21 protein-coding genes are annotated in these 24,777 nt (G+C 45.8%); 15 read left to right on the forward strand and 6 right to left on the reverse strand.

Annotated features, from left to right (window positions below):
- Window positions 1-21: 21 nt before the first annotated feature.
- A complete protein-coding gene (locus OCU49_RS11880) occupies window positions 22-591 on the reverse strand; it encodes a TetR/AcrR family transcriptional regulator (RefSeq protein WP_261840784.1) in 570 nt (189 codons plus the stop codon).
- 154 nt (window positions 592-745) lie between these two features.
- Between OCU49_RS11880 and OCU49_RS11885 the strand changes: the two genes are divergently transcribed.
- Window positions 746-1,192 (forward strand): HPP family protein, encoded by a 447-nt coding sequence (locus OCU49_RS11885; protein ID WP_261840785.1) that lies wholly within the window; start codon window positions 746-748, stop codon window positions 1,190-1,192.
- Window positions 1,193-1,269: 77 nt separating this feature from the next.
- On the opposite strand, the gene OCU49_RS11890 is transcribed toward OCU49_RS11885, so the two are convergent.
- Both OCU49_RS11890 and OCU49_RS11895 read right to left on the reverse strand, forming a co-directional pair.
- Window positions 1,270-1,845 carry a DUF2889 domain-containing protein gene (locus tag OCU49_RS11890; RefSeq protein ID WP_261840786.1) on the reverse strand — a complete coding sequence of 192 codons (576 nt, stop codon included), beginning with the start codon at window positions 1,843-1,845 and terminating at the stop codon, window positions 1,270-1,272.
- 179 nt (window positions 1,846-2,024) lie between these two features.
- Window positions 2,025-3,245 carry an EAL and HDOD domain-containing protein gene (locus OCU49_RS11895; protein WP_261840787.1) on the reverse strand — a complete coding sequence of 407 codons (1,221 nt, stop codon included), beginning with the start codon at window positions 3,243-3,245 and terminating at the stop codon, window positions 2,025-2,027.
- A 195-nt stretch (window positions 3,246-3,440) separates the two neighbouring features.
- Here OCU49_RS11895 and ylqF point away from each other — a divergent pair, with 195 nt between their 5' ends.
- From ylqF to OCU49_RS11910, 3 genes are all read left to right on the forward strand, one after another.
- On the forward strand, window positions 3,441-4,382 hold the full coding sequence (ylqF, locus tag OCU49_RS11900; RefSeq protein ID WP_261840788.1) for a ribosome biogenesis GTPase YlqF: 942 nt from the start codon (window positions 3,441-3,443) through the stop codon (window positions 4,380-4,382).
- A gap of 32 nt (window positions 4,383-4,414) precedes the next feature.
- Window positions 4,415-4,666, forward strand: coding sequence for a hypothetical protein (locus tag OCU49_RS11905; RefSeq protein ID WP_261840789.1), 252 nt, complete (start codon window positions 4,415-4,417; stop codon window positions 4,664-4,666).
- A gap of 262 nt (window positions 4,667-4,928) precedes the next feature.
- On the forward strand, window positions 4,929-5,195 hold the full coding sequence (locus OCU49_RS11910; protein WP_261840790.1) for a CDGSH iron-sulfur domain-containing protein: 267 nt from the start codon (window positions 4,929-4,931) through the stop codon (window positions 5,193-5,195).
- Between the two features lie 95 nt (window positions 5,196-5,290).
- Here OCU49_RS11910 and OCU49_RS11915 read toward each other — a convergent pair whose 3' ends face one another.
- Entirely contained in the window at window positions 5,291-6,394 is a 1,104-nt protein-coding gene (locus tag OCU49_RS11915) for a phosphoribosylaminoimidazolesuccinocarboxamide synthase (protein ID WP_261840791.1), read from the reverse strand.
- Between the two features lie 455 nt (window positions 6,395-6,849).
- Between OCU49_RS11915 and OCU49_RS11920 the strand changes: the two genes are divergently transcribed.
- Window positions 6,850-7,317 carry a DM13 domain-containing protein gene (locus tag OCU49_RS11920; RefSeq protein WP_261840792.1) on the forward strand — a complete coding sequence of 156 codons (468 nt, stop codon included), beginning with the start codon at window positions 6,850-6,852 and terminating at the stop codon, window positions 7,315-7,317.
- Window positions 7,318-7,507: 190 nt separating this feature from the next.
- Window positions 7,508-8,908 (forward strand): MFS transporter, encoded by a 1,401-nt coding sequence (locus OCU49_RS11925; RefSeq protein WP_261840793.1) that lies wholly within the window; start codon window positions 7,508-7,510, stop codon window positions 8,906-8,908.
- 16 nt (window positions 8,909-8,924) lie between these two features.
- On the opposite strand, the gene ppsR is transcribed toward OCU49_RS11925, so the two are convergent.
- Window positions 8,925-9,743: a posphoenolpyruvate synthetase regulatory kinase/phosphorylase PpsR gene (gene ppsR / locus OCU49_RS11930; RefSeq protein WP_261840794.1), complete on the reverse strand. Its 819-nt coding sequence runs from the start codon at window positions 9,741-9,743 to the stop codon at window positions 8,925-8,927.
- Between the two features lie 538 nt (window positions 9,744-10,281).
- On the opposite strand from ppsR, the gene ppsA reads away from it, so the two are divergent.
- From ppsA to OCU49_RS11975, 9 genes are all read left to right on the forward strand, one after another.
- Window positions 10,282-12,669, forward strand: coding sequence for a phosphoenolpyruvate synthase (gene ppsA, locus OCU49_RS11935; RefSeq protein ID WP_261840795.1), 2,388 nt, complete (start codon window positions 10,282-10,284; stop codon window positions 12,667-12,669).
- A gap of 300 nt (window positions 12,670-12,969) precedes the next feature.
- A complete protein-coding gene (locus OCU49_RS11940; protein WP_261840796.1) occupies window positions 12,970-13,461 on the forward strand; it encodes a DUF1499 domain-containing protein in 492 nt (163 codons plus the stop codon).
- Window positions 13,461-13,967 (forward strand): M48 metallopeptidase family protein, encoded by a 507-nt coding sequence (locus tag OCU49_RS11945; protein WP_261840797.1) that lies wholly within the window; start codon window positions 13,461-13,463, stop codon window positions 13,965-13,967. Before OCU49_RS11940 ends, OCU49_RS11945 begins: the two co-directional genes overlap by 1 nt.
- Before the next feature lie 221 nt (window positions 13,968-14,188).
- A complete protein-coding gene (locus OCU49_RS11950; RefSeq protein WP_261840798.1) occupies window positions 14,189-15,769 on the forward strand; it encodes a BCCT family transporter in 1,581 nt (526 codons plus the stop codon).
- A 732-nt stretch (window positions 15,770-16,501) separates the two neighbouring features.
- Window positions 16,502-19,456, forward strand: a complete 2,955-nt coding sequence (locus tag OCU49_RS11955) for an MFS transporter (RefSeq protein ID WP_261840799.1) — start codon at window positions 16,502-16,504, stop codon at window positions 19,454-19,456.
- 116 nt (window positions 19,457-19,572) lie between these two features.
- On the forward strand, window positions 19,573-20,103 hold the full coding sequence (locus OCU49_RS11960; protein WP_261840800.1) for a carboxymuconolactone decarboxylase family protein: 531 nt from the start codon (window positions 19,573-19,575) through the stop codon (window positions 20,101-20,103).
- 826 nt (window positions 20,104-20,929) lie between these two features.
- Window positions 20,930-22,048, forward strand: a complete 1,119-nt coding sequence (gene gbdR, locus OCU49_RS11965; RefSeq protein WP_261840801.1) for a choline metabolism transcriptional regulator GbdR — start codon at window positions 20,930-20,932, stop codon at window positions 22,046-22,048.
- Window positions 22,049-22,166: 118 nt separating this feature from the next.
- Complete coding sequence (locus OCU49_RS11970) at window positions 22,167-22,520, forward strand: 5-carboxymethyl-2-hydroxymuconate Delta-isomerase (protein ID WP_261840802.1); 354 nt, start codon at window positions 22,167-22,169, stop codon at window positions 22,518-22,520.
- A 64-nt stretch (window positions 22,521-22,584) separates the two neighbouring features.
- Window positions 22,585-23,055 (forward strand): CreA family protein, encoded by a 471-nt coding sequence (locus OCU49_RS11975; RefSeq protein ID WP_261840803.1) that lies wholly within the window; start codon window positions 22,585-22,587, stop codon window positions 23,053-23,055.
- Between the two features lie 60 nt (window positions 23,056-23,115).
- Here the strand turns inward: OCU49_RS11975 and OCU49_RS11980 are convergent, their stop codons facing one another.
- A complete protein-coding gene (locus OCU49_RS11980; RefSeq protein WP_261840804.1) occupies window positions 23,116-24,708 on the reverse strand; it encodes an alkaline phosphatase family protein in 1,593 nt (530 codons plus the stop codon).
- Between the last annotated feature and the right edge of the window lie 69 nt (window positions 24,709-24,777).

Genomic DNA, 24,777 nt, shown 5'->3' on the forward strand with positions numbered 1-24,777 from the left:
TATGAAGGCTTTTTTTTGTTATCAGGAATGAGTCAGGCTCTTTACCAGCGGCATAAGTTTGATGGCTGCTTGCGAATCTTCCTGAACCATAGCCGTTGTGATCGCCCCTTCTTTTAATAGGCAAAGGGTGTCTGCCAGTAGTATGGCTGTTGATTCATCAGAACGAATCAGACGAGTGTGCTGCATCACCAGCTGATAAACATGTTTTTTGTGTTCTTTGCAGGCTTTATGAACCGCCGTTAACGGATCAGTATATTCACCGCTGGCATTAATAAAAAAGCAGCCACGAAAGCTTCCCAGCGCGTCAGCTCTGTCATTGAACCAGTCGTCCAGGCCGTCAAACATAGCGAGAAGTGCATCCTGACCTGGAGCAACAGAAGACATCTTGCCAGTTAACCAACCCATAAATATTTCGTCACGGTAATTGAGAGCGGCAATTATCAGTGCTTCTTTACCGGAGAAGTAACTGTAGAGTGTCTTTTTAGCAACGCCGGATTGCTGGATGATCTCGTTGATCCCAACCGCATGAATTCCTTGCCGATAAAATAAACGTAGGGCTGTGCGTACGATAGTGAGTTGTTTTTCGGTCATTCTGGCCCGGAATATAAAGATACTTGTATATATAACAACTCCGGATGGAATTGTTTACGACATGAATATTGACAGAGGTAGACAGACTTGTCTACCATGCACCAAAAGGTAGACCAACTTGTCTACCTATAATTATATATGGTGAGGATAATCCATGCTGGATTCTAAGTTATTTCCGCTGGTGGCTGGCATCGCTGCAGCCGTTACGATTTCAATTCTGGCGTATCTGGAAGCCTTTACCAGTGCAGGCTTATGGCTAATGGCGCCATTTGGAGCATCCACAGTTCTGGTATTTGGCCTGCCAAAAAGTCCGTTAGCACAACCTAAGAACGTTATATTTGGTCATGTATTGTCAGCACTGGTGGGTGTTGTCTTCGTGACGTATGTAGGTGTTGAACCCTGGTCTCTGGGAGCCGCAACAGGTGTTGCAATTGCTCTTATGCTGGTAACTAAGACAACGCATCCGCCAGCTGGCGCTAACCCGGTGCTGATTATGCTGACCGGACAAAGCTGGAGCTTTCTGCTTACACCAGTCGCAATAGGTGCTGTCGTAATTGTCGCCATGGGCTTTCTGGTTAACAAGCTGGTACACAAGTCATAATTTGTTAGTTACAAAAAAGGGGATCATAAGATCCCCTTTTTTACGTCTGTACGCACCGAATTTTCCAAAGCCAACAGCTAAGCAGGTTCTTCTGCTGGAACCTGCTGACCCTGAAAATATTTGGGCCAGTGTTTTTTAACAACCTCACCCCTTGTATTCAGGGCATGACAATTATCCAGCATAAAAGGCTGAGCGCCGGGCATTTGTTCGAGTCTGGCGACTTGCTCTTTGTGGGTAGATTGAAATGCAGTAGTAGCAATAGGACCCAGTAGTTCAAGTAAATGTGTACAGCCGTTAATACCACCAAAGAGCTCACGGGTCTGGCGGGTAAAGCCTGAAGCAATACGCAAACCAATAAGCTTTTTGTAATGCTGGCTAATCTCAGGACACAAACGGTAGGGTGTCAGATCCATGCTGCTGGCAACATCATGAATGTTCATATCAAGATCAATCGTCAGCCGCAGGCTAAGGTCATGAATCGGTTCTCCTGCCGGCACTAAACCATCATTGCGTTCCTGCAGTGGCGTTGCAGTAGTTTTGATGTCGGTTAAGTGACCTTCGATATCCCACAAGCCGTCTTGCCGTTTAAATCCACGACAGATGACGGTACGTGTATGCTGGAGGGCACGGGGTGCTGATGGAGGTAATGGCATAGGCTGCGGTTCTTTTAATTTATTCTTTTAGTGTCTGCGCAGTCATAAGCTGTTCATGCCTTGCTGCATTGCAACAAGGTAAACATTTGGGTGGAGTTTGTAAATACAGTTGCAGATGGGGAATGTAACTAAAGCGACGCATCCTTCGCTTCTTTAGTTACATTTGTAACTGTTCAGAATCAGTTAGACATTGATAACATAGCGTCTTTGCTCCAGTTCAGAGCTGAACGATAAGATTCTTCGTATGCCTCGATATCGATATCCTGAGGTAGCAAATCCCAGTCACCGGCTTCATAGTGCGTGACATGCTTAAGAATGTCACCCATAGATCCGGTATGATCTTTAATTGCTGACTCAATATCTTCACCGAGTGGCACTTGCTCAAGCATAGTTGCCTGGTCAATATCGAGCATAATGTGTAGCTGCGACAGCACACCGGTCATAAAGAAGCTGCTATTGTTTTGAAATCCCTGTGACTGGGCAATTGCCTCGCACATTTTGCCCCGCAAGAGCAGGGAGCGGCAGATTTCTTCAGGCTTGCTGGTGCGATTAGCCAGTGCAATCATTGTTGCCCAACTACGAATCTGATCCATTCCCAGAAGTACAATCGCTTCAGAAAGAGATTCAACACGACGGATCAGTGAATAGGCTGCTGAGTTAACAATACGTAGTAACTTATAAGTCAGCACAGGATCCTGAATGATCAGTTCTTCTAAACGTTCCGGTGTTGTACGTTTATTTTGCAGTTCGCTGACCAGGACCAGCAAGTTAGCATGATTAGCTTCAAGCTTACGTCCCTTGATAATCTTTGGTCGACTCAGGAAGTGTCCCTGAAACAGCTTAAAGCCAAGTGCATGGCAATGCTCCAGCACTTCAACTGTTTCAATTTTTTCAGCCAGCAAGGTTACTTTAAATGGCTTTAGTAGCTTAACCTGATTGGCGATTTCATCTGGAGACATACCCAGTACATCGACTTTAACTATATGTGCCAACTCTAACAGCGGGTCAAATTCAGGACTGTAAACAAAGTCGTCCAGTGCTATACGATAGCCTTTTTCAGCCAGACGCTTTACCGCTGCAATGATTTCATCATCTGCTGCGATATCTTCGAGTACTTCGATAACAATTTGTTTACGAGGTAACTCAGGAAAGTCTTCTGATAACAGAAGTTCCCGGGTCATATTTATGAAGGCTGGCACGCTCTTCTTGCTGCCGTTATCTGCAATGTTAGTGTAAACATTCAGAATTACATCGCAGGTGGCGCTGGAGTCATTAAATAGAGCATGTTCTGTGTCTGCTTCATTACGATAAAGCAGCTCATACGCAACAACCCGTTGCTGACAGTCAAAAATTGGCTGTCTGGCCATCATTACCTGCGAGTGCGCAGCGGTGGTGGTCATATATGATTATTCCTTAAACTGTCCCCGATATACTAAGTCTTAGGTTATATTCTGCTGACCAACAAGTCAGCAATCCTAGTACTCATGATGTGGACTATAAAATCTGCCATTTTTTTATGTTAATGACGTTATTTCCGTTACTTAGGGCTATGCTGTCTGTATAATCACAGCCCGCATTTTTTCAGAATATCGATTATGAGTATTAACTGGTTTCCGGGTCATATGCACAAGGCGAGAAAAGAAATCGCCGAAGTGATGAAAGACATAGATGTTGTTATAGAAGTACTGGATGCACGCCTGCCGATCTCCAGCGAAAACCCTATGGTGTCTTCACTCCGTAAAGGGACTCCAGTAATCAAGTTGCTGAACAAGTCCGATCTGGCAGACCCGCAGCGGAGTCAGGAATGGCTTGAGTATTTCAACAGTTTGCCGGATACCACTGCATTGCTGATCGATTACTCGCAAAAGAAGCTGATTAGCCGTATACCGGACCTTTGTAAGCAACAGGTACCAGCGCGGGCTAATGCTGGCAGGCCTGTCCGGGCAATGATCATGGGGATACCGAACGTCGGTAAGTCCACGATGATCAATGCTTTACTGGGTAAGCGTATTGCTAAGGTTGGTAACGAGCCAGCAGTCACTAAAGGGCAAAAACGTTTTACCCTGAAAAATGGCATGGCTCTATCTGATACACCAGGTATTCTCTGGCCTAAAATCGAAGACCGGGATTCCGGTTATCGTTTAGCAGCCAGCGGTGCAATTAAAGATACGGCTATCGAATATGAAGATATTGCAGCTTATGCTGCTGGATTCTTGCGAACCGATTATCCAGATCTGCTGACTCAGCGTTATAAGCTGAAATCGATTCCTGAAACAGCGGAAGAAACGCTGGAAAGTATCGGCCGCAAACGGGCCGGATTACGCCCCGGAGGTGTAGTTGACCTGCATAAAGCTTCGGAAATCCTGTTGAATGAATTACGTTCAGGGGTAATTGGACTGGTTACCTTTGAAACTGTTGACGAATGGCAGGCGAAGTGGGAGGCGCAACGGCTTGAAGCTGAGCGGCTTGAGCAGGAACGCCTGGAAGAAGAACGACTCGCCGCCGAACAGGCAAAAGAGAAACAATACCGCCGCTAATTGTATGCGTGCAGGTAGTTATAGGTAATAAGATGTCACGAACTAAGAAAAAACGTACTGGCGGTCAGCCGGTAATCTGGTTAGATGGACCGCGTCGCAGCGAAAAGCTGGCGGATCCGGAGAGCTATGAGAGCCGTAAGCGCAAAAACCTTGATAAAAAGAAAAAGGTTAAGTCGGTATTTGAAAAACATCAGGATGAAAACAGCCAGGAAGGTAATGGCTCAGAGCAGCGTAAAACCCGCCTGTCGGATAAAATCCGTAAAATTAAAAAAGAAGATTCTTAACAGACTTCTTTGTTAGCCTGCCAGCTCTGGCAGGCTAATCCCCGAGCGTGCTAAACGCTATTATTTTGTGCTTCCCTTAGCTGTTTAAAATGGCTATCTGAAATTGCCTTTTTTACATGTAACTGAACAGGTATCTGCCTGCTCAGTAAGCGTGCTCATACCTTTTGAAGCTCCAGGACTACTTAATTTCCCTTAAGGATAATTTGCGCGATACGGCTGGCTCTTCTACGGTTATTGCATGCAGTTACTTAAGGAGGTTGTTATGTCTCACGCCGAAGTACGTCGTGCAGGTAATGCGCCGATAAAGATTGATCTGGTTGAAGGGGAGACTTATTGCTGGTGCGCTTGCGGCCGTTCATCTACTCAGCCATTGTGTGACGGGTCCCATCAGGGTACCGGATTAGATCCGGTGGTTTTTATTGCCCGTAAATCAGAAACAGTATGGCTCTGTACGTGTAAACAGACGCAGACTACACCCTTATGTGATGGTAGCCACAAGCAACAGCAGGCTCAAAGCAAAGCATATTAATAGTAACCAGGGCTGATGGTCTGGCTTAAGGTGAGCATAGAAGTGAAATAACCGGTGATGTTTAACACCACCGGTCTGTAACGCAGTAACAGCGATTAATCTACCAGTGCGTACTCTTCTTTCAGGATAGCAATGATTTCTGCCTTAGGATTATCAGACAGATTCAGCTTTTTACCTGTAATCTTTTCCGCAATGCCTACATATGTATCGGAAACTGCATTCAGAACTTCTGTTGGTAGTTCGTTATCACGAGCTAGGGCTTGACGTTCGTCCATACGGTCTTTATTCAGCAGAATGTCTGGATCAGGGAAATGCGTCAGCAACAGCTGGCGGAAACTCTCTTTGGAATTCTCAACTACCTGGCCGTCACGGTAAGAAGGGCCGTCCCAGATACGGGATGAGTCTGGTGTTCCTACTTCATCCATATAAATTAGCTTTTCGTTACCGTTAGCATCTGTAACGTAACCAAATTCAAACTTAGTATCGACAAACACCTGATCAAGTTCGCTCAGAGCATTACTAATCAGATTGAAACCTTCCTTCAACAGCTTCTCGTACTGATCGATATCTGCAGCGTCGCGGAAGTTGAATGCCTGGTAGTTATTTTTAATGTCAGTACGGGTAATGTTTACATCATCAACTTCAGGCACACCCGGAATACCGGTCAGAATGCCTTTAGTCGAGGGCGTAATCAGCAGCTCAGGAAGTTTCTGATCTTTCTGCAGGCCTTCAGCAATTTGGATACCGCAGAACTCACGTTCACCTTTACTGTAAGCACGCCACATTGAGCCAGTAATGTATTGACGGCAAATAGCTTCAATCATTACTGGTTTAGCTTTCTGAACAATCCATACCAGTGGGTGAGGGATGTCCAGAATATGGCTGTCAGCCAGGCCCTGTTCACGGAACAGTTTAAACCAGTGGTTAGAGATAGCGTTCAGCGCTGCACCTTTACCAGGTACGCCACGCATGCCGCCTTCACCTTGCCAAATGCAGTCAAAAGCAGAGATTCGGTCACTGATAACCATAATGGCAAGCGGTGCATCGCTAACTACGTCGTATCCTTTCTCAGCGATTAACCGGCGGCTGTCAGCTTCAGTAAGCCAGTAAACGGAACGTACTTTGCCACTGTGAACCGGGCTGTCTGTACGAATAGGAAGATCATCATTTACCGCTAAAACTTTATCGGCACGACTCATTTGTCAGTGTCCTGTATTGCTAATTCAAGAAATGTTTTATGTATTCCTGTAATCATATTTTCTGGGCCCAAAAGAGCACCTAGATTACAGAAATGCGGATCTTACCAGAAGACAGTAAGGCAGGCATATATTTTCCACTTCAGATTCTATGTATAAAACCATGCCGTTTTTATTTTTTCTTTAATTACATATGCTTGCATAGTTATTGATAGAGTCAACATTAACAAATCAGCTTGGCATTCAGCCGTATTAGTAACTGACTTACAAGTCAGTCAGGATACATTTTTGTTGAGCCTTACGTAGTAAAACTGATATGTCATGTAAGCTCATTTGTTACTATTTATAACAAAGGCTTAATGCATTACCCTTGTTCTGCGGTGTAACATGCGTTTGAAATTAACCGCTATACAACCATGTGGCATCACTATGATACGGACAGTTACGGATACACAATCATGAAAAAACTACTCTTGCTGGCATCCTTGCTGGCAGCACTGGCGACAGGTTTTGCTGCTGGTATCTATGCGCTACCTATCATGATTGCGCCACCGTCACCCAGCAATGCAATGCTTACACAGATCATTTTAGAAGCTGACTACACAGCTGAGTTTGATGCGAATATTTCAGGCAGTGATTTTCTGCACTGGGGCGAAGGGCGGTTAGGGATAACTGGCAATAAGGTCGCCTTTATTGGTGAGCTCGCGCCGGGCCCGGATTACCGATTATATCTGGTACCTGAATATGTAAATTCTGACAAAGAATTTCTGGCGGTTAAATCCAGCGCGTTGCAGCTAGGTGAGGTTAATACCTTTAAGAATTTCCTGGTTGAGTTTGATGACGGCGTTAATTTTGCGGAATACAACACACTACTGGTGTGGTGTGAAACGTTTCAGAAATACATTTCAGCAACGCGGTTCCGTTAATTCCGTATTTACTGCCCTTTGTTCTTTGTCAGGATGATACAATAGCGGAATTACTCTTTTCCAAAGCTTGTTTAGCATATTCATGCGTGCAGCAAGCGGATAATTTCTGTTAAAACAGTCGTCATATTTGCTGGCTTTATTCCTTAAGGCAGGCAGGTGTCGAGCTTTTCCTGACTACGGAAGGTACTTCATGCAAAAGGCTGACGCTCAACAGCCACCCTGGTTAGCACTCTTCAGTATTTGTCTTGCAGCATTTCTGGTACCTATGGCTATGGCTGCTGTTAATCTGGCCTTGCCGACCATAGCGCTTGATCTGCATATAGATGCGGTTTATTTAAGCTGGGTCCCCAGTGCGCCGTTATGGGGCTCTGTTGTGCTGATGCTTCCGGTTGCCAGATTGGCAGACCTCTATGGCAGAAGGCGAATACATCTTTACGGCCTGGCTTTATACGCTGCATCTTCAGTGGTTGTCGCCTGGGTAGACCAGATTGAATGGTTGCTTTTCTTTCGGGTTTTGCAGGGGCTTTCCAGTTCATTCATTTTTGCTACCGCAATGGCTATGGTTGCTACACTGGCTGGTAGCGAGCGGCGGGGAATGTTCCTGGGCATAGTTTCTACGTCTGTATATCTTGGTTTAACACTTGGTCCTGTTGCGGGAGGCTGGCTGACTGAATTACTCGGCTGGAGAAGTGTGTTCTGGCTACCGGTACCCGGTATATTGCTGGCGCTGGTATTGGTCTTACGTTTTGTGCCAACGACGCCGCGTACACAGCAGACTAATGAGGGCCTCAGTTTCAGCCAGCGGTTGGACCTTACCGGTAGCCTGATCTTTGCGCTTTGTACCAGCTGTTTGTTTTTCGGTGTATCTGGTTTACCAGACCTTCGCTTTGCCGGTGTATTGTTCATGGGCATAGTACTTTGCTGGGTATTTGTACGTCATCAGCGGGTAGCCAAAGCCCCTTTAGTACGTATTGATGCTATGCGCCAGAATCGAATATTTACCCGCTCACTACTGGCCAGTGTTTGTATGTATGGCGCCAGCTTTCCGGTGTTATTTATTCTGAGTTTGTATCTGCAGTACATACAGGGGCTATCGCCGGGTGAGGCGGGCAGTATTATCCTTATACAGGCTTTACTAATGGCCTGCGTTGCACCGGTTGCTGGACGGCTTTCCGATCGTTACGAAGCAAGAGTTATTGCAACCTCTGGTTGTGGGATGTTTGTGCTGGGTTTCGTGGTACTGTTTTTTGCAGGAATGGATTCGCCGCTGTGGCAAATTCAGATGGGGCTTTGCTTTTTAGGCATTGGATTTGGGTTATTTTCCTCACCAAACAATAACGCAGCGATGGGGTCAGTTGATCCTTCACGGTTAGGCATTGCTTCTGCCATGCTTAACTTAGCCCGTACTGCTGGCAACATGTTCAGTACAACTATTATGGTGGTGATTTTTAATTATTACTTTGGTGAGAAAGTGTTGCAGCCGGAAGACTATCCGCAGCTTTTAGTTGTAGTGAAAATAGCAGTGTTACTGGGTGGGGCTTATGCCCTGGCCGGCGGGTATTTTTCTTTAACCCGCGGCCGGATGCGCTAAATAAGTTAACGGCGGGTCAGTCGATTCGCCGGTCCAGATCCATTTGCGCCATGATTTTGGTAGCAATCTCTTCAATAGAGAAACTAGTGGTGTTGATGCTGGGTAAGACTTCTTTACGCAACATCCGCTCTACACAACGTACCTCAAACTCACACTGATCCAGTGAAGCATAGCGACTGTTAGGCCGGCGCTCATGGCGAATAGCAGCGAGCTGGAAAGGATCTATCGTAAGGCCATAGAGCTTATCGCGATAAGGCTTGAGAATGGCAGGCAGATCCTTATCATGCAGGTCATCTTCAGTAAGGGGATAATTGGCTGCACGTACGCCAAACTGTAATGCCATGTAAAGACATGACGGGGTTTTACCGCAACGGGAAACGCCAATTAGAATGATATCAGCCTGATCGTATTGCTGAATCCTGGCACCGTCATCGTTATCCAGTGCAAAATTAACAGATTCGATGCGATCCTTATAACGGTCCATTTCATGGATACCGTGTGATGTGCCGACGCTATAGGACGAGTGGCAGCCGAGCTCGAGCTCAAGAGGTTTAAGAAAAGCTGAAAACACATCGATCTTATACGAGACGCTACTGCTTATTTCTTTACGAATAGTTTCATCTACAACAGTGTCGAACACGATTGCTTGCTGACCGTCCTGTTCACTGGCGTCATTGATGCGTTTTACTGCAGCGTGGGCTTTATCAATGCTGTCGATATAAGGCAAAGTAATTTTGTCGAAGTAAATGCCTTCAAACTGTGCCAAGAGGCTGTTGCCCAAAGCTTCGGCTGTTATTCCAGTGCCGTCGGAGATAAAAAATGCTGTACGTTTCATGGGCTTTATCTTGAAGTAAAACGGCATTATTGCCAGTTTGTTGTTAATTGCAAAGCAATACCTTTGTATTGAATCGCGCTGATATATCCGCCAAAAGTCGTATGAATAAATAACATACAGCAGGCTATTGCTCTTCTTTGATAATCATCAAGCATAAAATTACTGATGAATGGTAGCCTAATTGCGATCTACAATAAGCATGGCGGGTACTAGTTAAAATGCCGCTTAAAGCCTTGCAAGGCTTGGACTTCAGAGGTGTTTAGCCGGTACATTTAAGCTACATGACTCTTTATATTGCTAATACCAGGCGCATAGTTCGCAATCGTTATACAGAGTCGTCAGGACCTTAGTGATGTTCTAAATGCCGGATAGCTACAAAAATGTCATTAAAACAAGGTATAAAGCTACTCAAAATCTGAGGCCAATTACAGTATTATGGCCGGGCTAAAGTATGTTTAATCGCTCAGTGGTTTACCCAGCCTCAAAGATTAGCATTCTGTGTTCATACCCCCGAACAAACTACAAAAGGAGAAAGACTTTGCACAACTACGTGATCTCGTTAGCCCAGGTGGGCATGAAGGATGTCGATAAAGTTGGTGGGAAGAATGCCTCCCTGGGGGAGATGATAAGTCAGTTAAGTGATGCCGGTATTCGGGTGCCCGGTGGATTTGCCACAACGGCTGATGCTTTCAATGAGTTTCTTAATTACCACCAGTTGGGCGGTAAGATTTCTGCTGCTCTGGCTGCCCTGGATGTTGATGACGTCCGTGAGCTGGCCAGAGTAGGTGCACAGATCAGAGGTTGGATCGAAGCCGAGCCGTTACAGCCTGAGCTGGAAAGTGCCATCAAACAGTCTTACGAAGCACTGTGTGACGGTAACGAAATAAGCGTTGCTGTACGTTCGTCAGCAACCGCAGAAGATTTACCTGATGCATCTTTTGCAGGTCAGCAGGAAACCTTTCTTAACGTACGTGGCTATGATGCTGTTATTCAGGCCATCAAGTCAGTATTTGCGTCTTTATATAACGACCGTGCGATCGCTTACCGGGTACATCAGGGATTTGACCATGATCTGGTGTCCTTATCTGCAGGTATTCAGCGGATGGTTCGCAGTGATATTGCGACCAGTGGTGTAATGTTTTCTCTGGATACTGAATCAGGCTTTCAACACGTTGTCTTTATTACGTCTGCTTATGGCCTGGGTGAAACGGTGGTGCAGGGCGCAGTTAATCCTGACGAGTTTTATGTCTATAAACCAACGTTGCGCCAGGATGTCCCTGCTGTCTTACGTCGCAATCTTGGTACTAAAGCTATTAAAATGGTCTATAACAATCAGACCAGCGACGGGAACGGTGAGCAGAGTAGCGTTAAAACCGTTGCTGTGGACCAGGCTGAACGAATGCGCTTTTCACTGAACGATGAAGATGTTCAGGCGCTGGCTAAACTGGCTGTGACTATTGAGCAGCACTATGGCTGTCCAATGGATATTGAATGGGCAAAAGATGGTGAAGATGGCTTGCTTTACATCGTGCAGGCCCGCCCCGAAACCGTTAAGAGCCGCGTACAGGATGCGGTAATTGAACGATATCTGCTTAAAGAGACCGGTCAGGTGTTAGTTGAAGGCCGCTCGATTGGCCACCGGATTGGTAGTGGTGCTGTACGTTTAGTTGAAGATATCAGTGAAATGGATCTGGTTAAGCCCGGTGATGTTCTGGTAACAGACATGACAGATCCTGACTGGGAGCCTGTTATGAAACGGGCATCAGCAATTATTACTAACCGTGGTGGCCGTACCTGCCATGCAGCGATTATTGCCCGTGAGTTGGGTATCCCGGCAATTGTAGGCTGCGGCAACGCAACCGATGTACTGCGTGAAGATCAGCTAGTCACTGTTTCCTGTGCGGAAGGTGATACAGGCAAAGCTTACGCAGGCAAACTGGATTTTGAGCACCAGACCAACCGCGTAGACTCAATGCCTTCTTTACCCTTCGATATTATGATGAATGTTGGTAACCCGGATCGCGCTTTTGATTTTCAGGCACTACCTAATGCTGGTGTCGGCCTGGCAAGACTCGAATTCGTGATTAACCGGATGATAGGTATTCATCCCAAAGCACTGCTTAATTATGATCAGCTGAATGAAGACCTGCAGCAGGTAATTGATCGTCGCACTGCGGGCTATGATGGCCCAATTGATTTTTATGTGTCTAAGCTGGTCGAAGGCATGTCCAGCCTGGCCGCAGCTTTCTACCCGAAGAAAGTCATTATTCGGATGTCTGACTTTAAATCTAATGAATATAGCCATCTGATTGGTGGTGATGCGTACGAAGCCCGTGAAGAAAATCCTATGCTGGGCTTTCGGGGAGCCAGCCGCTATATAGCTGAAAGTTTCCGTGATTGTTTTGAGCTTGAATGCCGCGCAATGAAATACGTGCGTGAGAAGATGAAGCTGAGCAACATCGAAATTATGATTCCTTTCGTGCGTACTGTTGGGGAAGCAAAGCAGGTTATCGACTTGCTGGCAGAGAATGGTTTACGCCGAGGTGAGAACGGTCTGCGCATTATTATGATGTGTGAGTTACCTGCTAACGCATTGCTGGCTGAAGAATTCCTTGAATACTTCGATGGTTTTTCAATCGGCTCTAACGACCTGACACAGTTAACCTTAGGTCTGGACCGTGACTCTGGTGTTATTGCACATCTATTTGATGAACGTAATGAAGCAGTAAGACAGTTACTTGCAATGGCTATCCGTGCCTGTAAAAAACAAAAAAAATACGTGGGCATATGCGGGCAGGGGCCATCAGATCATCCTGATTTAGCTCGCTGGCTGATGGAAGAAGGTATCGACTCTGTATCGCTCAATCCGGATACGGTACTTGATACATGGTTCTTCCTGGCAAACGGTGAAACAGCTCCCGAGTAACCTTAGCCTTCTCGGTTAACTCAGCGCCCGTCATTCAGACGGGCGTTTTTGTTTTCAGACTTGTAGATATTCACACCTAAGGCCTGTGAAGCTCTTTAAACAGAGTATAGAACTGTCTTTATACCGTTATCTTTTATAAGAATTTTAATATCTCAGAGCTCCGTAGCCTACAGCAGTAATCAGTAAGAGAGGGCCTTAGGGTGTGTGAGATTAAATGCCGCACTATGCTTGTATTGGAAGAAACGGATTACCATAATAGCGCCCCCCGGAATTGCTACTATTAGTTTTGATGGAATATATATGCTGCTTAAATCAATAATTGCCATCTTTACCCTTATGCTCATTGCAATGTTTGCCATGGGCTGGTGGTCGCACAAAACGACAACTACTGCTTCAGGCCTGAAAAATGGCCAGCTGACTAAGTGTCCTGACACACCTAATTGTGTAAACAGCGAAGCCTTTGCTGCTACAGCTATAAAAAATACAACTCAAGATGAGGCAAAAATTGCTGCAGTATCGTTACCGGACAAACCTCTTGATGAATTAAAACTTGATATTATCCATACACTTGACCGCATGGGGGCAGATAATTTGCAATGGCAGGATGCTTATCTGGCCACCACCTTTACCACACGAATTTTCCGCTTTGTTGATGATTTTGAATTACGTATTGATCAGGCAAGTGGGGAATTACATATTCGCTCTGCATCACGGGTGGGTAAAAGCGATTTTTCAGCTAACCGTAAACGTACCGATACGTTTCGTGAGCAGTTAAAACAGGCAGGATGGTAATGGCAGCTAGACGTTTTCTGAATGGTTACCCGGCTCATTTGCAAGAACAGGCTGAGGCATTACTGCAGCAGAATAAAATGGATGCTTATCTGAGTAAACGCTATCAGCCCGGTCACGACATCCGTCAGGCTAAAGCCCTGTATCAGTATGCAATGTCGATTAAGCAGGAATACCTTCGCCAGTCACCGGCCCTGAGCAAAGTTATTTATGATGACAAAGTTGATGTTATTCATAATGCTCTGGGACTTCATACCCAAATCTCAAGGGTACAAGGCAACAAGCTTAAATCTAAGCGTGAGATTCGTGTTGCCAGCTTATTTAGGGATGCTCCGGAGCCATTTCTAAGAATGATAGTGGTTCATGAATTGGCGCATTTGCGCGAAAAAGACCACAACAAGGCTTTCTATAAACTATGTAGCTATATGGAAGCGGACTATCACCAGTTAGAACTCGATCTGCGTTTATATCTGACACTTCTGGATCATCAGGGCGGCGTTAACTGGTAAAGCGTAATCTGCTGAAACAGACTGCTTGTCCCGATCAGGCAAAAGGTTGTCGCAGATCAACCGCTTTGTCGAAAACAGTCATTTCCCGTCAGTTACATGTCGTTAACTGCAATCACCTTAGTTACTTTACTGCCTAGTATGGTGCGGCCACTTTTGCGGCCCGGAACCTTAGTGCTCCGGATCAGCAAAGAGGCAATAATAACAACAAATTGGAGTCGTTTATGAACGATAACTCTAAAAGCTCGCAAGGCTCTGGTACAGAATACGATTCTGATTACGAGATAGGGCAAAGCAATGTCCAGATGATAGGCATGGATGTCCATAATCCGGTATTTGCGATTAGTGCAGTATCCATTCTGTTTTTCATTATTTTCGCGCTTATTTTTCCAGCCGATGCTAATGAGATGCTGACTGGTGCACGTTCATGGTCAATTCAAACGTTCGACTGGTTGTTTATGATCGGTGGAAACGTATTTGTATTGTTCTGTATCGCGTTAATTTTCCTGCCTGTTGGCAAGGTAAGACTTGGTGGTAAATCAGCTAAAACTGATTTCAGTACCATTTCCTGGTTATCTATGTTGTTTGCTGCCGGCATGGGCATCGGTCTGATGTTCTATAGTGTTGCTGAGCCTGTTGCTTACTACACCGACTGGTGGGGTACTCCATTAAATGCAGCACCGAATACACCAGAAGGTGCGTCTGCTGCTATGGGTGCAACTATGTTCCACTGGGGTTTGCACCCTTGGGCGATTTACGGCGTAGTTGCTCTGGCTCTTTGTTTCTTCACTTACAACAAAGGCCTGCCGCTGACCATCCGCTCTGCGTTTTATCCAATTCTGGGTGATCGTGTGTGGGGACCTGTTGGTCACGTTATCGATATCGTTGCGGTACTGGCGACTATCTTTGGTTTGGCTACTTCTCTGGGTCTTGGCGCAAGTCAGGCTGCAGGTGGTCTTAACTTCCTGTTTGGTATTGATAACAATATTTCAACTCAGATCGGCATTATCGTTGCTGTTAGTGCGATTGCTATCTTCTCGGTTGTTCGTGGCCTGGATGGCGGTGTTAAGCTGCTGAGTAACATTAACATGTCCATCGCATTTGCGTTGTTGATGTTTGTTATTTTTGCTGGCTCTGTTACTGCATTCCTGACTAACTTCTTCGGAATCCTGGGAAGCTATGCAGAAAACATCGTACCTTTGAGTAACTGGATCGGCCGTGAAGATGAAAAGTTCTTCCATGGCTGGACTGTGTTCTACTGGGCTTGGTGGATCTCCTGGTCACCATTCGTGGGTATGTTCATTGCGCGTATCTCGAAGGGCCGTACTGTACGTGAATTCATGCTTGCAGTGCTGGTTGTCCCTACGCTGGTTTCAGCAGTGTGGATGGCCGCATTTGGCGGCAGCGCTTTGGATCAGATTCAGGCTAATGTTGGTGAACTGTCTAACGGTTTAGGTGATGTTTCACTGGCAATGTTCCAGATGCTTGAGAATCTGCCTCTGACAGAAATCACTTCTTTACTGGCAATTATCCTGGTTCTGGTGTTCTTCATTACATCTTCTGATTCTGGCTCGCTGGTAATCGATTCGATTACTGCAGGCGGTAAAGTCGATGCGCCTGTACCACAGCGTTTGTTCTGGGCTGTGCTGCAAGGTGTTATCGCTGGCGTTCTGCTATATGGCGGTGGCTCTGAAGCTCTGACTGCATTGCAGGCAGGTGCGGTAACTGTTGGTCTGCCATTTACTGTGGTTCTGTTGTGCATGTGTTTCAGCCTGTATAAAGGTCTGAAAGACGAGCCTCGTTAACTCAGAAAATGACTTTTCAGGTCGCCTACGGGTTACCTGAATTGCATTCTTTAAAAGCCGGCGCAAGCCGGTTTTTTTGTCGCCTTAAATATCGCTCTAAGGTCTCGACTACACTGTGTATTTACAGCTATTTTTATTGTGAATGTGACCGTCAGGTTAAAACTTCACATTCAGATATCTCAATGACGCATTCAGGTATGTTTTACAGGCAGCGAAGATTGCGGCTAAGACAATAAACCTATAAATTTGCGCCTATAGAAATGGTTCTTTTCCGACCAATTCTCCTGGCACTTTCTGCCCGATAAAATTCATTTGCTAGATGTGATTTACTGGATTCTCAAAAGAGATTTCAGGCCTTTTTAATGGCTATGATTTCTTTGTAAATCTAATGTGTTAGCAGAATTTTTCTAACAGAATTACAGCTATTTATCTGTATCACGAGTGACTTCAGATTTAGCCAGCAGGGAAATTGTTATCAGATTTTAACCAGGAACCTAAAAACGGGGATAAATCCCGTTGACGTTTCAGACCAGAACGCTATTTTTCATAGAGCTGTGAAGCATTCCGCTGACGTGAATTATGTGACTCTAGTTATATCCAGAGTACATATACAGTTGTCAGATGATCGGCGTGCCCCGCATCTACCAAGGAAAAAATCATTGGCAGTCATCTGCTGACAGCTGGCCGGACTGATAAATATTAATGAGTTATTTGAAGTAGAGTATTCATAGAGTGCGCGCAACCATTCTGCCATTAACAGCCTTATTTCTAAGCTGTTTCATTTTGTATCTTGGAAATGGACTGATAAACGTCTTTTTGCCGATACGTATGGAGCTGGAAAGCTTTGATGCCAACTCCATAGGTATGGTGTTGTCGTTATATTCTGTCGGTGCCTTACTGGGAGCGCTGTATAGCAAGGAGCTTATCAAACGGGCAGGGCACATCCGTATGTTCGCCGGTTGTGTGGCACTGGGTACCCTGAGCGTTCTGATTTGCAGCCTGTACACAGATCCAATTCTGTGGGGAGCGATGCGGGTCTTTATTGGTTTTTGTAATGCTTCAGCCGCTACAGCAATGGAGAGCTGGTTAAGTGGTAGCTCTGATAAGCAAACCCGCGGTAAAGTGCTTGGGGTTTATAACGCAGTTGTACTGGGTGGCCTGTTTCTGGGGCAGTTCCTGTTAAATGCGGCAGACCCTACCGGCACTGTACTCTTTGTTATTACCGGTATATTGCTCTGTACAGCGATCATTCCTATGGTACTGAGCCGCAATAAAGGTCCGATAGTTGAAGATGTTACTTCGATGTCGATTGCTGACCTGTATCGGGCATCGCCTCTGGGTGTTGTGAGTTGTTTGGCATCCGGCATTATCTATCAGGCAATTTTTAACATGTTGCCGATATTTGCTAATGATTTTGGCATCGTCGATTTTCAGCTTTCATTGTTCATGGGAGCTGCAATTTTTGGTGCATTTGTGCTGCAGTTTCCGGTCGGTTACCTGTCGGATAAATTCGATCGTCGTACCGTACTGATGTACTTACTCATGATTTCATCCGGTGTAGGTGTACTTATTTCTGTGTTTGCACCATTAGGTCAGATCTGGATTGCATATCTGGGCGCTGCTATTACTTGCGGCATTATCGCCTGTACTTATCCGCTAAGTGTTTCTCAAACATTCGATACCCTTAAGCAGAATCAGATGGTTGCGGCTTCAGGTAAGCTGATTGTTATCTTCTCAATAGGCGGAATCATGGGGCCTTATGTAGCCTCGATGACAATGGCTACTTTTGGCAGCACGGCACTGTTTTACTTCCTTGGCATCATACAGTTCTGTCTTGCGGGGTTTGTTGCTTACCGTATGACGGTCAGTAAAGCGCTGCCGATTGATCAGCAGGAAAGCTTTGTTATGCAGGGTACAAGCAGCAGTGTGGCAGTAGAGCTTGATCCACGTACTGAATACAAAGAATCCGTTATGCCAATGAGTAAGGAGGCTAAGACAGCTGTTGCCATTGCTGAGGTTGACCCGGCAGCTGCTGTGAAAATGGCCCGTGCCATTGCTATGTCTAACCCAACAAAAGGTACTGAAGTGGCAGCTGCAGTCGCAGACGTACAGGGCATTGATGTACTGCGTTTATACGAAGTCATGAAAGAAGTTGTGCCTTATCAGATTCTTCAGATTACCCGGGCCATTGTTACAGCCAAGCCAGAACTGGCATATGAGCTTGTTACTAAACTGGCTGAAACCCATCCTAATCAGGTGGTGTCTATCGCCGCTGAGATTGGCAGGGCTCTACCGGATATTCGGGTAGAAATGGCGCGAGTAGCCGCAGAAGCAGCGCCAGAGTCAGTCACCCAGGTTGCTGAATACTACGCACAAGTACTCGCTGATGAGCTGGAAGCGACCCGACCTGCAGATATGGTAGATGACACCAGTGCTCAGGATGCAGCTGATATTGCCAGTGAGCTGTGGGACGCAGCACCTGAACAGGCAATGGATGTTGCTGTCGCCATGGTTGATGCAGTACCTGAATCTGCTGTTTCGGTTACAGAAGGTTTTATGGCGAATACCTTACCTGATGAAGACGAAGCTGCTGATATATCTGAAGCACAAAAGATTGTTGATGCTGAAATCTCAGATGCAGCACAAAGCGATGCCGTTGAACTTGTTACCCGACTGGCTGAAGTAGCGCCTGAACAAGCCGTTGATATGGCGGTTGCAGCGGTAGAAGCAATGCCAGATAGCGCTGCTGATGTCGCCGCTGGTGTCGCAGCCAGTATGGCGAATAACCAGTCTGCTGACAGTGAAGCAGGAGATGACCAGTTAACCTCTGATGATCAAAGCAGTGATGAACACGCCAGTGATGATCAAAGCAGTGATGAACAAACAGCTAATGAAGCGGCCGTTGAACTGGTGCAGCGTATTAATGAAGTTGCGCCTGATGACGCAGCTGTTGATGTTGCTGTTGCGGTTGTTGAAGCAATGCCTGAGTCAGCGGCAGACGTTGCTGCTGAAGTTGCATCTGATATGGCTAGCCAACAGGAAGATGAGGCTGAGCTGGCTACAGAAGATCAGCCAGATGCATCGCAGGCTGATACTGCAGCAGTGACTAACGCTGAATCAGTCACTGAAACATCTGAAGCTGATGCTCAGGATGTTACTGGTGATACAGCTGAAGAAGACGAAACTCCAGCTGGTGATAACGATGCTGCGGTAGAACTGGTACAGCGAATTAATGAAGTTGCACCGGATACTGCAGTTGATGTTGCTGTGGCAGTGGTTGAAGCGTTACCGGATGCCGCTGCAGATGTTGCCGCCGGTGTAGCAGCAGATATATCTGCGCATCATGAAGAGGCAGCTGAACAGTCTTTGACAGCTGAATCAGGCACAGCAGATATTGCTGACTCGACACAACAGGACAATGATCCAGAAACGACAGATGATGAAGACACTGAAACAGTCAGCGAGGCAGCTGTTGAACTGGTACAGCGTATCTCTGAAGCAGCGCCTGAAAATACCGCTGATGTAGCAGCTGCTGTTGTCGAAGTGTTACCTGAGTCTGCTTCAGATGTCGTCGACGCTATCAGTGAAGGTATTGAATCAGTAGACGGAGAATGGATGCAAAGCATTGATGATGCTCCTGAACAGTCGACTGAAACAGAACAACAGACAGATAAGCCTGCATCATAAAAGAAACGTTTAGCCGAGTATTGCAGTTGCTGAAGCAACTCTTATAATGCCCGCCATATTTAAATCGCCGCACCTGCGGCGATTTTTTTTGCCTTTCATATAGGAGTGGTAAGCCAATGTCAGATTTAACTACTTTGCTGAATACAATTCCGGAAATACAGGATCAGCTAACACTGTTTACTGATGCAGCCAGTGCTACTGCCGCACTCAGCTCAGAAAACCGGGATTGGGTGCTTTGGGCAAGTTTGCATGCTATGCGGGATAAGCCGCTAATAGAATGGGCGAAAAAACAATATCCGGAACCTTTGGAAGCGGTGAAGCGCGGCGTATTAATTGCCAGCAGCAGAATGGCAGTAACCAATCCATACTTTATGGCAAGTAATATACAGCCGCTGCAGGCCGGTGGTAGCCTGGAAGATCTTTCTATGCGCCCGTTCAGTGAACTGCAGGTTCAGAACACCTGTGGCTATCATTATGCCTGTATTGCTATTTCAGTCGTGAATGGCGGCTTTGTCTGCTACAACAGTCACTTGCATAGTCTGCGTCAGGAAGGCGAGAGTGATACAGCGATTGATCAGGCGTTAAGAATGGTGGCATCGCTGAGCAGCATACGACAATCAATATTCAATGCCGACTGGTTAATCTAAATCTGTTTTATAGCTGTTTAGTCGCTCATCGATCCTATATAAATTTGCATATCATTTTCCTGAGTTAAGATCCTGTATCAGGATGTATGCAACTTTGTACTTACTCAAAGCGAAAAGCCGTTCAGGCAGGGACAGATTTCAGGAGATATTAGTAGCGAATCGGAAACTTTAGGGCCTCACAATAAAAGTAGTTTCAGGCATTTTTTTTAACTGATCGTTTAAGAAAGAAGTCGCTGCAGACCTCTACAGATAAGGGCGTAGCCGAAAAACGTTAAATGTCTGTCGGTATCTGTAAAAAATCATTTTGAATGTCGCTATTTGATAAATTCTTAAGGCTTGATGTCGCTTTCTCGTATTCGACTTTCAGGGGAGTGATTAATATAACACCTCATCTTATCCGCTTCGGGATTAACAGATTGAAACAGGGCATTTTAAAAATTAACCATAGCCCGGTTTTCTGATTGGAAACTTTCAGAACTGTTAACAAATTCTTCAAAAGCGATACGGTTGCGCTGTTTAAGGATTAATAGCATCAGGTTCAGATTATAAAGCCCGCAGGGCTCGACACTGAATTCTTGGGAGTACCTGTTTAAAGGGTATGAATTGAGTGTTCTGTACACTGCTGGCTGCATTGCAGCCGAGAGTATCGCACTTCAGAAATGTGCTTTTAGCAAAATCCACTCTTTACGGGTGGCGGCCAGTGCCGGCTGTTGTTTGTTAATCGTTATTTCTTCAGTGCAGCAGAGCGAGTGTAATCTGAATTAATAATAATATTAGTGACTTGCGTCGTGACGGAACGACCAAGGGGCGTCTGAGAGGGCATACTATGACTTCAGTTGTTATGCGACACCCTTTTAAAGAAACAAAAGAACAGACCCGTGTGGGCTTTCTGCTGCTGGATAATTTCACCATGATCGCTCTGGCTTCAGCGGTAGAACCGTTGCGTATGGCCAATCAGCTATCAGGTGAAGAATTATACAGCTGGCATATGATTTCTGAGAATGGTGAACAGGTTCGCGCCAGCGATGGGCTGTGTTTTACACCTGATGCAAGCATCAGTCATGCACCTGATATTGATATTCTGATCGTTGCCGGTGGGGTTAACATTACCCGCAGTTACCGGCCTAAGCAGATCAGTTGGATACAAGCTCAGGCACGTCGCGGAATCGTTGTCGGCGGTATCTGTACCGGTCCGTATGCGCTCGCGCACGCAGGCCTGCTGGACGACCATGAATGCAGTGCCCACTGGGAATGCATAGCCGCTCTTCAGGAGCGTTATCCAAAGGTACGCTGTAACAACCGTCTGTTTACCATTGATCAGAAGCGAATGACGTCTTCAGGTGGAAATACTCCAATGGATATGTTTCTGCACCTGGTTGCCTTACAGCATGGAGCTAAGCTTTCCAGTGCGGTATCAGATATGTTTGTCTGTGACCGGATACGCAGTGAATTTGATCAGCAGCGTATACCTCTGCGTCAGCTGCATAACAATGGCCAGCCTAAACCTAAGCTAGTTGATATTATTGAACTGATGGAAGCCAATCTGGAAGAACCTATTGAACTGGATGAGCTGGCACGTTTTGTTGATGTGTCCCGCCGTCAGTTAGAGCGGATGTTCCATAAGTATCTGAACTGCTCACCGTCGCGTTATTATCTCAAACTGCGATTAGACAGGGCACGACAGTTACTTAAGCAATCCAGTATGTCGATTGTCGAAATTGCCAGTGCTTGTGGCTTCGTATCCACACCGCATTTCAGTCGCTGTTACCGTAAACATATTGGTATTTCACCGCGTGATGAGCGAAAACGGGTATGGGGTAAAGGTCAGGAAACTGTGATGGGGGATCCGTCTGCCGATGAGCAACTGATCGCCAGAGCCGCACGCTCGTCATCAGCGTTATCTGAGGCGCAGGCCGAACCAAGTTTTGGCTCTGTAGCTCTGTAAACAGATTTCAAAACTGGTTCAATACCCAGGATAACCCGGACAGCTTTTAGCTCTCCGGGTTTTTTATGACCTTAACTGTTATCATGCCGGCTCTTTGAAATCATAAGGACTGACCTCAATGCCTCATTGCATATTGGAATGCAGCCAGGACATTTTGCAGCGCTGTAACCAGCAAGAACTGATGCAGCATTGCTTTGATGCTGCACTATCCAGTGAATTGTTTACTGCTGACGATATTAAAGTTCGCGTCATCACGCTGGACGCTCAGCGAGTAGGAGAAATCGATCACTCTCAGTTGCATATCCAACTCAAAATTCTTGATGGCCGTAGCGTAGAGCAGCGTAAAGACCTTTCTCTGCGTGTAATGACTGGGGTTCACCTGTATCTGAAAGACTCCGGGCTTACAAAAGTATCACTTAGCGTTGAAGTGACAGACATCGAACGCGCCAGCTATAGCAAAATCATATTCTGAACGAAATAGCATCAACAGTTTAGCTAACTGGCAACATCTGAATTTAATTGTGGGATATAACCCTATGCGATTTCTAAACCCTTTACCTGTGGTAACAGGTGCACTGCTAGGTGGATTATTATCTGCTTCAAGCCTTCATGCTGAAGAAATTGGCAGCGTAGATACTGTTTTCAAAATGTTTGGCGCCAATCACAAAATTGTCATTGAAGCTTTTGATGACCCAAGAATACCAGGCGTAACCTGCCACTTAAGCAGGGCCAAAACAGGTGGCATAAGCGGCAGCTTAGGCCTGGCTGAAGACACATCCGATGCATCAATCGCTTGCCGGCAGGTTGGACCAATAACGTTGCCAGCTGATCTGAACAATGGTGAGAGGGTATTTAAGCAGAAAACGTCAATCCTGTTTAAGAGCATGCAGGTAGTGCGTTTTCTGGACCAGAAACGTAACGTGCTTATTTATCTGGTGTATTCAGATAAATTAGTGGAAGGCTCGCCTAAAAACAGTATTTCAAGTGTGCCTATCCGTCCCTGGTAAGGCTGCATCGAAGCGTAAACAGCAGTTTACTTAACAGACAGTATTACTGATGCCTGTTGTTTAACGCTTCAGATTTCCCCGTTTATCATCAGGCCGGTAAGATGGTCCATCAGCGTGATAATGCCAGCCAGTCAATGTTCGCTCGTTGCTACTCATCCGCCAGCTAAGCATCTTCTGGGCGTATTTAAGTGTTATTTGAGTATATTCCGGGTTATCCGCCAAATTATTCAACTCGGCCGGATCTGCCTGCATATCAAAGAGTAGCGGCGGTAACTGATTAAAATGCACGTACTTGTAATCGTTATCACGAATTACTGCCAAGCTGCATTCATCCAGGTTTAGCCCCAGTTTTGATTCAGGATCACCCAGTAAAATATCTCTGTAGTCATGTTCCCAATGAGCAGCAGATCTCCAGCTCATATCAGAATTGCCTTCGAAAAATTGCCTTTCCAGAAAGGGCCGTAAACTATAACCATCACATTGTAGTGGTATTGCTGAACCCAGCATATCCAGTATCGTCGGCATGATATCGATATTTTCGGTGAACTGAGTGATTTGCTGACCACGGGCAGCATCCCATTCAGTACCAGGAACTCTGATGATGAGCGGAATATGATATGACTGATCAAAAAAGCCCTGTTTATCTGAGAGATAATGATCACCCAGCTGTTCACCGTGGTCACTGCAGAAAACAATCAGCGTATTTCCCAGTAGATCCTGTTCAGACAGGAACGTATAAAGCTTGCCAAACTGAGCGTCTACTTCACTTATCAGACCGTAGTAAGTAGCACGAAGCTGTCGTAAATCTTTCTCCGACATATCCGGCCCAAGACCTTTACCGTCCATCACATTCCAGTAACGATTAAGATTCTGCATGTTATTTAGATAGAAGTTCAGATAGGGGTGCTGCTGCTTCTCCTGCTCAATATTTGATTGCCGTAGGGGCATATCAACATCTGCAGGATCATACATACTGTTATAAGGTTCAGGTGCTACAAAGGGGGGATGAGGCTTAATCCAGGACAAATGAATAAACCAGGGATTGCTGGCCTGCTGGGTTATATATTCTTCAGCACGCTCACGAAGGAATGCAGTTTCTGTCTGGTCGGCGGTGTAACAGGGCGTACCGTAACTGGCACCCCGATCAAAATCAGCGGCATTTTTTTGCGGTTTATATATGCTGTGAAAGTCCTCAATTGCAGGTACAGCCACTCCTTGCTTCGCCAGCCAGGCAAACCAGTTATCTGGCTTTTCTATTAATAGCTCTTCTGTATCGTAACCCGGAAGTACAGTTTCATAACTGCGAAACTCAGGCGAGCCTGCAGCCAGGGTATCCGGATCTAATGCGGTATCTGTATAACCAAACAGCACGGGTTTAAAGCCCTGCTTACGTGCTTCCAATGCTATGTTTGTAAAGCGTTGATCAAGAGGGGTTCCGTTACGACATACCCGATGATTATGCTGATACATACCGGTATGGATCGATGCTCTGGAAGGGCTACAAGGGGTCGCCTGTGAATAGTGTTGAGTAAACATCACGCCTTCCTGCGCTAACCGGTCTAAATTTGGCGTCTTCACAACCGGATGGTTTAATGCAGAAAAACAGGCGCCACGCCATTGGTCAGCGGTAATCAGTAAGACATTTTTAATCACAGTTATTTATCCAGAATTAGTCAAAACCATAACATTAATGGACTATCATACATCTGGTATATACCAGTT

This window comes from Aliamphritea ceti, from assembly GCF_024347215.1.
In the GTDB taxonomy this organism is placed as follows: domain Bacteria; phylum Pseudomonadota; class Gammaproteobacteria; order Pseudomonadales; family Balneatricaceae; genus Amphritea; species Amphritea ceti.